Origin of the sequence: Streptomyces triticagri (genome assembly GCF_003429565.1) — a bacterium.
Lineage (GTDB): Bacteria > Actinomycetota > Actinomycetes > Streptomycetales > Streptomycetaceae > Streptomyces > Streptomyces triticagri.
On sequence record NZ_QUAK01000052.1, the window covers coordinates 1 to 8903 of the forward strand.

General features: G+C 70.8%; 8 protein-coding genes. 5 read left to right on the forward strand and 3 right to left on the reverse strand.

Annotated elements, in window-relative coordinates:
* From sucB to DY218_RS09930, 4 genes are all read left to right on the forward strand, one after another.
* On the forward strand, positions 1–992 hold a 992-nt coding region (gene sucB, locus DY218_RS09915; RefSeq protein ID WP_128555568.1), incomplete at its 5' end, for a 2-oxoglutarate dehydrogenase, E2 component, dihydrolipoamide succinyltransferase.
* Between the two features lie 99 nt (positions 993–1091).
* Positions 1092–1715 (forward strand): GntR family transcriptional regulator, encoded by a 624-nt coding sequence (locus tag DY218_RS09920; RefSeq protein WP_128555569.1) that lies wholly within the window; start codon positions 1092–1094, stop codon positions 1713–1715.
* A 326-nt stretch (positions 1716–2041) separates the two neighbouring features.
* Positions 2042–4738, forward strand: coding sequence for a pyruvate dehydrogenase (acetyl-transferring), homodimeric type (gene aceE, locus DY218_RS09925; RefSeq protein WP_128555570.1), 2697 nt, complete (start codon positions 2042–2044; stop codon positions 4736–4738).
* A gap of 130 nt (positions 4739–4868) precedes the next feature.
* A complete protein-coding gene (locus DY218_RS09930; protein WP_128555571.1) occupies positions 4869–5852 on the forward strand; it encodes a helix-turn-helix transcriptional regulator in 984 nt (327 codons plus the stop codon).
* An 11-nt stretch (positions 5853–5863) separates the two neighbouring features.
* Here DY218_RS09930 and DY218_RS09935 read toward each other — a convergent pair whose 3' ends face one another.
* On the reverse strand, positions 5864–6811 hold the full coding sequence (locus DY218_RS09935) for an SDR family oxidoreductase (protein WP_128555572.1): 948 nt from the start codon (positions 6809–6811) through the stop codon (positions 5864–5866).
* Between the two features lie 173 nt (positions 6812–6984).
* Between DY218_RS09935 and DY218_RS09940 the strand changes: the two genes are divergently transcribed.
* Entirely contained in the window at positions 6985–7506 is a 522-nt protein-coding gene (locus DY218_RS09940) for a DUF4240 domain-containing protein (protein WP_128555573.1), read from the forward strand.
* Here DY218_RS09940 and DY218_RS09945 read toward each other — a convergent pair.
* Both DY218_RS09945 and DY218_RS09950 read right to left on the reverse strand, forming a co-directional pair.
* A complete protein-coding gene (locus tag DY218_RS09945) occupies positions 7470–8621 on the reverse strand; it encodes a PP2C family protein-serine/threonine phosphatase (protein WP_233521459.1) in 1152 nt (383 codons plus the stop codon). The two genes, DY218_RS09940 and DY218_RS09945, sit on opposite strands and share 37 nt — an antisense overlap.
* 50 nt (positions 8622–8671) lie before the next feature.
* A partial coding sequence (locus DY218_RS09950) for a GNAT family N-acetyltransferase (protein WP_147336131.1) occupies positions 8672–8903 on the reverse strand: 232 nt, incomplete at its 5' end.

An 8903-nucleotide genomic window follows, 5' to 3' on the forward strand; every position in this document is an offset into this window, starting at 1 on the left:
CGGCTCCGGCGCCCGCTGCTCCGGCTCCCGCCGCGCCGGCCGCCCCGGCCCCGGCCGGTGACGCCTCCGCCGCGTACGTGACCCCGCTGGTCCGCAAGCTCGCCGCCGAGCACGGCGTGGACCTCGCGACGGTCAAGGGCTCCGGCGTCGGCGGCCGTATCCGCAAGCAGGACATCGTCGCTGCCGCCGAGACCGCGAAGAGCGCCGCCCCGGCTCCGGCCGCGGCAGCTCCGGCCGCCTCCAAGGCGCCGAAGCTCGAGGTGTCCCCGCTGCGCGGTCAGACGGTCAAGATGACCCGCATGCGCAAGGTCATCGGCGACAACATGATGAAGGCGCTGCACGGTCAGGCCCAGCTCACCACGGTCGTCGAGGTCGACGTCACCAAGCTGATGAAGCTGCGCGGTCAGGCCAAGGACGCCTTCGCCGCCCGTGAGGGCGTCAAGCTGTCCCCGATGCCGTTCTTCGTCAAGGCGGCGGCCCAGGCGCTGAAGGCCCACCCGGTCGTCAACGCCCGGATCAACGAGGACGAGGGCACCATCACGTACTTCGACTCGGAGAACATCGGCATCGCCGTGGACTCCGAGAAGGGCCTGATGACCCCGGTCATCAAGGGTGCGGGCGACCTCAACCTGGCGGGCATCGCCAAGAAGACCGCCGAGCTGGCCGGCGCCGTCCGGAGCAGCAAGATCACGCCGGACGACCTGGCCGGTGCGACCTTCACCATCTCCAACACCGGTTCGCGCGGCGCCCTGTTCGACACGATCATCGTGCCGCCGAACCAGGTCGGCATCCTCGGCATCGGCGCCACGGTCAAGCGTCCCGTGGTGATCAACCACCCGGACCTCGGCGAGACGATCGCGGTGCGCGACATGACGTACGTCGCGCTCTCCTACGACCACCGTCTGGTGGACGGCGCGGACGCCGCCCGTTACCTGACGACGGTCAAGGAGATCCTCGAAGCAGGTGAGTTCGAGGTCGAGCTGGGCCTGTAAGGCTCGTCTCATCCTGGCCCGCGCCCCCGTCCGGAGCACTTCCGGACGGGGGCGCGGCCGTATTGTGCAGAGGTCTCTCCCGGCTTGAAGGAGCACCGCATGACCGCGCCAGTCATCCACTCGCTGCGCGAACAGATCCGTGAACACATCGTGGACGGGATCGTGAGCGGTCGGTGGAAGCCTGGCGAGCGCATCGTCGAGCGCCGTATCGCCGTGGAGCTGGAGGTCAGCCAGACGCCGGTACGCGAGGCACTGCGGGAGCTGGAGGCGCTGCGGCTCATCGAGTCGGCGCCCAACAAGGGTGTACGGGTGCGGAATCTGACCGCGTCCGACCTGGACGAGATCTATCCGGTACGGGCCGGCCTCGAGCAGATCGCCGCCGAACTGGCCGCGGAGCGGCTCGCCGCGGATGTGTCGGTCCTCGAGCCGTCGGTGGCGGCGCTCTACGAGGCGGACCGGAATGCGGACGGGGAGTCCCAGGTCCGGCACACGGTCGATTTCCACCGGGAGTTGGTGCGGGCCGCGGGGAACGCGGTGCTGCTCCACACCTGGGAGGGCCTTGGGATCGAGGTCTTCACGGCGCTGTCGATCCGCTGGCTCGGCACGGTCCAGCAGTCGTACGCGGAGGAGCACGACGCGCTGGTCGCGGCCTTCCGCCGGCGTGATCCCGCGATCGGCGTTCTCGTGAAGGAGCACGTCCTCGGGTGCGCGCCCCGCCCGTAAATACTCCCCAGCCCGGAGGGGCTTAATAAGCCCCTCCGGCGATTGAGGAGGCCCCTCCGGCAGGTGTTCCGGGAAGGGGCGGGCTGGGGAGCGTCCGCTTACGACGGATATGCCCCGGCACTCTGTGCCCACTCAACGGGCACCCCGTGCCGACTTTGTCCGCCGACAGAAATTTTCACGTCCAACCTTTGATCGATCATCGATCAGCCGCTTACAGTCGACGACGGGCTGCACCCAGCCCTCCGCCCTGTCCTGCCAGACAAGGGCCATCTCCACCCCCTCTCCCGCCCACCGCGGCAGGAGAACCTGTCCGGAAGGCGTCGATCATGACCGACCCCGTAGGCAAGCTTCCGAGCCAGCTCGACCAGCTGCCGGACCGCGACCCGGAGGAGACCGCCGAGTGGGCGGCCTCCGTGGACGCCGTGAGTGAGCACGCCGGTTCCCACCGCGCCGAGTACCTGCTGCGGCGCACCCTCCAGCACGCCGAGAGCGCGGGCCTCGCCCTGCCCCGGCTGCTCGAGACGGACTACGTCAACAGCATCCCGACCTCCGCCGAGCCCACCGTGGACGGCGACGAGGAGCTCGAGAGCCGCATCACCGCGTGGAACCGCTGGAACGCGGCCGCGATGGTCACCCGCGGCTCCAAGCACGGCGTCGGCGGCCACATCGCCACCTTCGCCTCCGCCGCCTGGCTCTACGAGACCGGGTTCAACCACTTCTTCCGCGGCAAGGAGGGCGACGGCAGCGGCGACCAGCTCTACATACAGGGCCATGCCTCGCCCGGCATCTACGCCCGCGCCTTCCTGGACGGCCGCCTCTCCGAGGACCACCTCGACAACTTCCGCCAGGAGGCCGGCGGCAACGGCCTCCCCTCGTACCCGCACCCGCGGCGCCTGCCGTGGCTGTGGGAGTTCCCCACCGTCTCCATGGGTCTCGGCCCGCTGTCCGCGATCTACCAGGCGCGGTTCAACCGCTACCTGACCCACCGCGGCATCAAGGACGTCTCCAACTCGCACGTCTGGGCCTTCCTCGGCGACGGCGAGATGGACGAGCCGGAGTCCACGGCCGCACTCGCGCTCGCCAGCCGCGAGGGCCTGGACAATCTGACCTTCGTCATCAACTGCAACCTGCAGCGGCTCGACGGCCCCGTGCGCGCCAACTTCAAGATCGTGCAGGAGCTGGAGGCCCAGTTCCGCGGCGCCGGCTGGAATGTCGTCAAGTCCCTCTGGGGCAACGCCTGGGACGAGCTCTTCCAGCTCGACACCACCGGCGCCCTGGTCCGCCGCATCCGCGAGGTGCCGGACGCGCAGGTGCAGACGTACCAGACGCGGGACGCCGCCTACATCCGCGAGGACTTCTTCGGCAAGGACCCGGCGCTCGCCGAGATGGCCAAGCTGCTCTCCGACGACAAGATCATCGAGTGTTTCCAGCTGTCCCGCGGCGGCCACGAGCCGCGCAAGGTGTACGCCGCGTACCGCGCGGCCCTCGCCCACAAGGGCGCGCCGACCGTGATCCTCGCGCAGACCGTGAAGGGCCACACCCTCGGTGACGGCTTCGCGTCGAAGAACGCGAACCACCAGATGAAGAAGCTGACGAACGACGAGTTCAAGCAGATGCGCGACCTGCTCGAACTGCCCATTCCGGACTCCGCGTTCGTCGACGGCGTGGTGCCCTACGGCCACCCGGGCGCCGACTCCCCCGAGGTCCGCTATCTGCAGGAGCGCCGCGCCGCGCTCGGCGGTCCGGCCCCGGCCCGTCGCACCCAGCCGCTGCCCGCGCTCCCGGCCCCGGCCGAGAAGGCCTTCACCGCCTTCGACAAGGGCTCCGGCAGCCAGTCGGTGGCGACCACCATGGCCTTCGTACGCCTGGTCAAGGACCTGATGCGGGACAAGCAGTCCGGCAAGCGCTGGGTACCGATCGTGCCCGACGAGGCGCGGACCTTCGGCATGGAGTCGCTGTTCCCGTCGCTCGGCATCTACTCGCCGAAGGGCCAGACGTACGAGCCGGTCGACCGCGACCAGCTGATGTACTACCGCGAGGCGAAGGACGGCCAGATCCTCAACGAGGGGATCACCGAGGCCGGTTCGATGGCCGACTTCATCGCCGCCGCGAGCGCGTACGCGACGCACGGCGAGACCATGATCCCGTTCTACATCTTCTACTCGATGTTCGGCTGGCAGCGGACCGCGGACCAGATGTGGCAGCTCGGCGACCAGCTGGGCAAGGGCTTCCTGATCGGCGCCACGGCCGGCCGTACGACCCTGACGGGTGAGGGTCTGCAGCACGCGGACGGCCACTCGCCGGTGATCGCGGCGACCAACCCGGCGGCCCTGACGTACGACCCGGCCTTCGCGTACGAGGTCGCGACGATCGTCAAGGACGGTCTGCGCCGGATGTACGGCGAGACCGCACCCGGCGAGGACTCGGACGTCTTCTACTACCTGACCGTCTACAACGAGCCGATGCCGCAGCCGGCCAAGCCCGAGGGCGTGGACGAGGGCATCGTGCGCGGTCTGTACCGCTTCAACACCGCTGAGAGCGCGGGCCTTTCGGTCGCGGGTGACGCGTCCCGTACCCAGCTGCTCGCCTCCGGCACCGCGATCCACTGGGCCCTGAAGGCGCAGCGGCTGCTCGCCGAGGAGTGGGGTGTGGCCGCTGACGTGTGGTCCGCGACCTCCTGGACGGAGCTGCGGCGGGACGCCCTCGAGGCGGATGCGGCGCTGCTGCGGGGCGAGGAGCGTACGCCGTACGTCCGGCAGGTGCTCGACGGTGTCGAGGGTCCGGTCCTCGCGGTCAGTGACTACATGCGGCAGGTGCCGGACCAGATCGCGCAGTGGGTGGCGCAGGACTACACCTCGCTGGGGGCGGACGGGTTCGGTCTCTCGGACACGCGTGACGCTGCGCGTCGGCACTTCGGCATCGACGCGGAGTCGATCGTCGTCGCTGCTCTTGCGCAGCTGGCTCGCCGGGGCGAGGTCTCCGCGTCTTCGGTCAAGGAGGCCAGGGCCAAGTACGGTCTCTGAGCGGTCGGGTTTTTTGCCCCGGCCCCGCCCTTTCACCGTTTCTTCTCCTCAATCGCCGGAGGGGCTCCATTGAGCCCCTCCGGCGATTGAGGAGTTCTTGGGAAGGGGCGGTTGGGGGACAATCTCCCGCATGCGCGCCGCACGATTGATCAAGATGGTGCTCCTGCTGCAAGCGAGACCAGCCATGACCGCCGCCGAGCTCGCCCAGGAGCTGGAGGTCTCGGAGCGCACCGTCACAAGGGACGCACAGGCCCTCTCGGAGGCCGGCGTCCCGGTGTACGCGGACCGGGGAAGACGAGGCGGATACCGCCTCATCGGCGGCTATCGCACCCGCCTCACCGGCCTCGCCCGAACCGAGGCCGAGGCCCTGTTCCTGTCCGGACTCCCGGGCGCCCTGCGCGAGATGGGCCTGGAGGACGCAGGATCGGCGGCCCGCCTCAAGGTATCCGCGGCCCTGCTGCCGTCCCTCAGGGACGCCTCGCAGAGCGCGGCCCAGCGCTTCCACCTGGACGCGCCGGGCTGGTACAGCGAGCCCGAGACGCCCGCCCTGCTGCCCGATGTCGCCGAGGCCGTCTGGGGCGACCTGCGGGTGACGGCCGGATACCGGCGCCAGGACACCGAGGTGCAGCGGGAGCTCGAACCGTACGGCCTGGTCCTCAAAGCCGGCGTCTGGTATCTGGCCGCGCGGGCGCCGGAGTCGAAGGGTGCCCCGTTCCGGGTGTACCGGATCGACCGCTTCACCTCCGTGAGCCCGTCCGGTGAACGGTTCGAGCGGGACGAGGAGTTCGACCTGCCGGGCTTCTGGGAGGAGCGTGCGCAGCAGTTCGCCCGGTCGATCCTGCGCACCGAGGTCGTGCTGCGGCTGACCGAGACGGGCGCCCGCCGTCTTCCGCGCGCGGTGGACGCGGCGGCCGCCCGCGAGGCCCTTGATGCCGCGGGCGGCCCGGACGGGCGGGGCCGGATCACCGTCACCCTGCCCGTCGAGTCGGAGCCGGTCGCGTACACCCAGCTGCTCGGTCTGGGGGCCGAGGTGGAGGTCCTCGAACCCCGTTCGCTGCGTGAGCAGTTGGCGGCCACCGTGGACCGGATGCGCGAGCTGTACGGAAGCGGCTGACCGCGTCCCTGCTACCGGTACCCGGTCACATCCGCCGTCGGAGCCGTCTGGTCGACCTCGGTCATGTACCGCCAGGCGTCCGGCGCCGAGCCGTCCACGTCCGTGAAGCCGTACTCGGCCGCCAGACCGCCGCTGGACAGCGAGGCGCCGTTGTACCGCGCGACGTCCGGATCGGCGGCGAGCGCCGCGACCGCGCGGCCGATGTAGGTGGGGGTCTCGGAGATCGCGAAGTGCGGATTCTGCTCGCAGCCGTCCAGCCAGTGCTCCTCGGAGACCTTGAAGTGTTCGTCGAGCATCGCCTCCGAGCGCAGCCAGCCCGGCGTGATGCACAGCGCCGTGCAGCCGTATTCCTTCAGCTCCTCCGCGAGGCCGAGGGTCATCCGCAGCGGCGCGGCCTTGGCGAGGTCGTAGTAGAAGGGCTCGCGGTAGCGGCGGTTGTACTCGGCGGTGCCGTCGGTGACCTCGACGAGCAGGCCGCCGGGGTTGCGGGTGAGGAGGGGAAGCGCGTACCGGCTGGTGACGATGTGCGTCTCGATGCCCAGGCGGAGGACGCGCAGGCCCTTCTCCAGATCGTGCTCCCACATCTTCTTGTCCCACTCGACGTGGACATCGCCGCCCCAGACGTCGTTGACGAGGATGTCGAGGCGGCCCTGCTCGCGGTCGATGCGTTCGGTGAGGGCGCGCACCTCGTCGGGGACCAGGTGGTCGACGCGTACGCCGATGCCGGTGCCGCCCGCCTCGGTGACGAGCTCGGCCGTCTCCTCGATCGTCTCGCTCTTCCGGCCGACCTCGCTGATGTGCTCTCGGGTGGTGCGGCCGGTGGCGTACACGGTGGCGCCTGCTCTGCCGAGTTCCACCGCCAGGGCGCGTCCGGCGCCTCTGGTGGCTCCCGCGACCAGGGCGATCCTGCCGGTCAGTGGCTTGTTCTTCGGGGCGTTGCCGGGTGAATTCGTCTGCATGATCCGATCATGGCAGCGATACCCGACAACAACTGTCCGGATTTTCGGGGGATCGCCGGGCCGTTGTCGGGTCGTGCCGAACCATGCCGGGCCATGCCACCGGCATCCCCGCAGGTAACAAGAGCAGCACTCCGCATGCGCGGCCCTCCGCCAGGGACGATGCTGGACGCGTGATGGACGAGACGGAGTTCTGGGAGCTCATCGACAGCACCCGCGCGGCCGCCGACGGCGACCCCGAGGAGCACGCCGACCTGCTCGTGGAGCGGCTGCTCGGGCGCGATCCGGATGCCGTGCTCGACTTCGCCCGGCACTTCGAGTCCCGCTACAACCGCGCGTACCGCTGGGATCTGTGGGGTGCCGCGGCCGTCCTGCTCGACGGCGTCAGCGACGACGCCTTCGACTACTTCCGCTGCTGGCTGATCGGGCAGGGCCGGGAGATCTTCGAGGGCGCGCTGCACGACCCGGACTCGCTGGCCGAACTGCTCGGCGAGTTCGACGAGGAGATCGACGGCGACGGCGAGGAGCTCGGCTACGCGGCGGACGAGGCGTACGAGCAGCTCACCGGCACCGTCGCCCCCGACCTGGGCATCCCGCCGGCCCGGCAGGAGCCGGAGGGCACGCCGATCGACTTCGAGGACGACGCGAAGCTGGCGAGCTACTACCCGCGGCTCTGGGAGCGCTTCGCCGCCGGCTGACCCGCCCGCGGGGCGAGCACCAGGATCTGCAGATCGTCCTCGATCCTGTTCCGGCGCACGAATCTCCTCAGGTCCTCCCAGACCGCTTCGGCCAGGTGGTCGGGGTCCGTGACACCGAGCCGCGGCAGCCGCTCCTGCAGCGGATAGAACGCGCCGGAGGCGTCCCGGGCCTCGGTGACGCCGTCGCTGAAGGCGAGCAGCACGTCCCCCGGTTCGAGCGCGACCGTGCGGACGACCGGCTCGCCGATCCCGTCGAGCGAAAGGCCGAGACCCAGCGGCGGGCTGTACTGCAGCTCCGGCTCGCCGACGCGCCCGCCGCGCAGCATCAGAGGCGCGGGATGCCCGCAGGACAGCAGCCGCACCTCGGCCGCGTCGGCCGGGAACTCCATCAGGAGAGCGGTGGCGAAGAGCTCCGCGTGCTCGATGCCCTCGGAGTCGGTGACCATGCGCCGGTCGAGGCGGGCGGCCGCCTGCGCCAGGTCCGCGTCGTCGAGCACGGACTCGCGGAACGCCCCGAGCAGCGCCGCCACCGTCCCCACCGCGGCCAGTCCGTGGCCCTGCACATCGCCGACGACGGCCCGCACTCCGTACGGCCCGCTGCGCACGTCGAAGAGGTCGCCGCCGACCCGGCTGTCGCGGGCTGCCGCCCGGTAGAACCCGGAGCACCGTACGTGTCCGACCCGCTCCGCCAGCGGTGTGAGTACGGCGAGCTGGGCGGACTCGGCGACGGTACGGATGCTGAAGAGCCGGTCCTCGCGGCGCTTGCGCACCCAGGACACCGCGATGCTCAGCAGGACGACGACGATCAGGGAGCCCACGTCTCCGCTGCCCGGTGTGGTGTCCCAGCCCAGTACGGGCAGCTCGAAGAGGAGGATCACGACGGCGCCGAAGCCGGCGGTGGCGAGCGGCCCGTAGGAGAGCGCGGCGACCGGCGGGGTGGCCGCGAGCATCAGCGCGAACTCGACGTCCAGGTGGAAGAAGATCCGCAGCAGCGCCGTCAGGACAAGCAGGACGGGCAGTGCCCTGCGCACCGAGTGGATCGGCGGCGCGCCCCGGAACCCGGCGTGCGGGGCCTCGTCCGGACCGCCGTCCCGCCGCGTCACCATCCAGGGCATACAGAGAACACTGCGGCTCACCGGGCCCCGGCGCACCCCGGGAGTGCCGCTCAGGCGGCGCTGTCCGGGCCGATCGCGCGCCCCATCAGGACGTCGTCGACGTACTCCCCGTCGAGCAGGAACTCCCCGGGCAGCACGCCCTCGACCACGAAGCCCTCGGCCGCGTAGAGCGCGCGGGCGGGCACGTTGTGGCCGAGCACGCGCAGGGTCAGGCGCCGTGCGCCGCGGTCGCGGGCGGCGGCGCAGGCCGCCCGGACCAGGGCGCGGCCGATGCCGCGGCCG

Excerpts from the sequence above, each read along its gene's own strand:
- DY218_RS09920 (WP_128555569.1), top strand. The coding sequence starts at position 1,092 with ATGACCGCGCCAGTCATCCACTCGCTGCGCGAACAGATCCGTGAACAC.
- aceE (WP_128555570.1), top strand. The coding sequence starts at position 2,042 with ATGACCGACCCCGTAGGCAAGCTTCCGAGCCAGCTCGACCAGCTGCCG.
- DY218_RS09930 (WP_128555571.1), top strand. The coding sequence starts at position 4,869 with ATGCGCGCCGCACGATTGATCAAGATGGTGCTCCTGCTGCAAGCGAGA.
- DY218_RS09935 (WP_128555572.1), bottom strand. The coding sequence starts at position 6,811 with ATGCAGACGAATTCACCCGGCAACGCCCCGAAGAACAAGCCACTGACC.
- DY218_RS09940 (WP_128555573.1), top strand. The coding sequence starts at position 6,985 with ATGGACGAGACGGAGTTCTGGGAGCTCATCGACAGCACCCGCGCGGCC.
- DY218_RS09945 (WP_233521459.1), bottom strand. The coding sequence starts at position 8,621 with ATGCCCTGGATGGTGACGCGGCGGGACGGCGGTCCGGACGAGGCCCCG.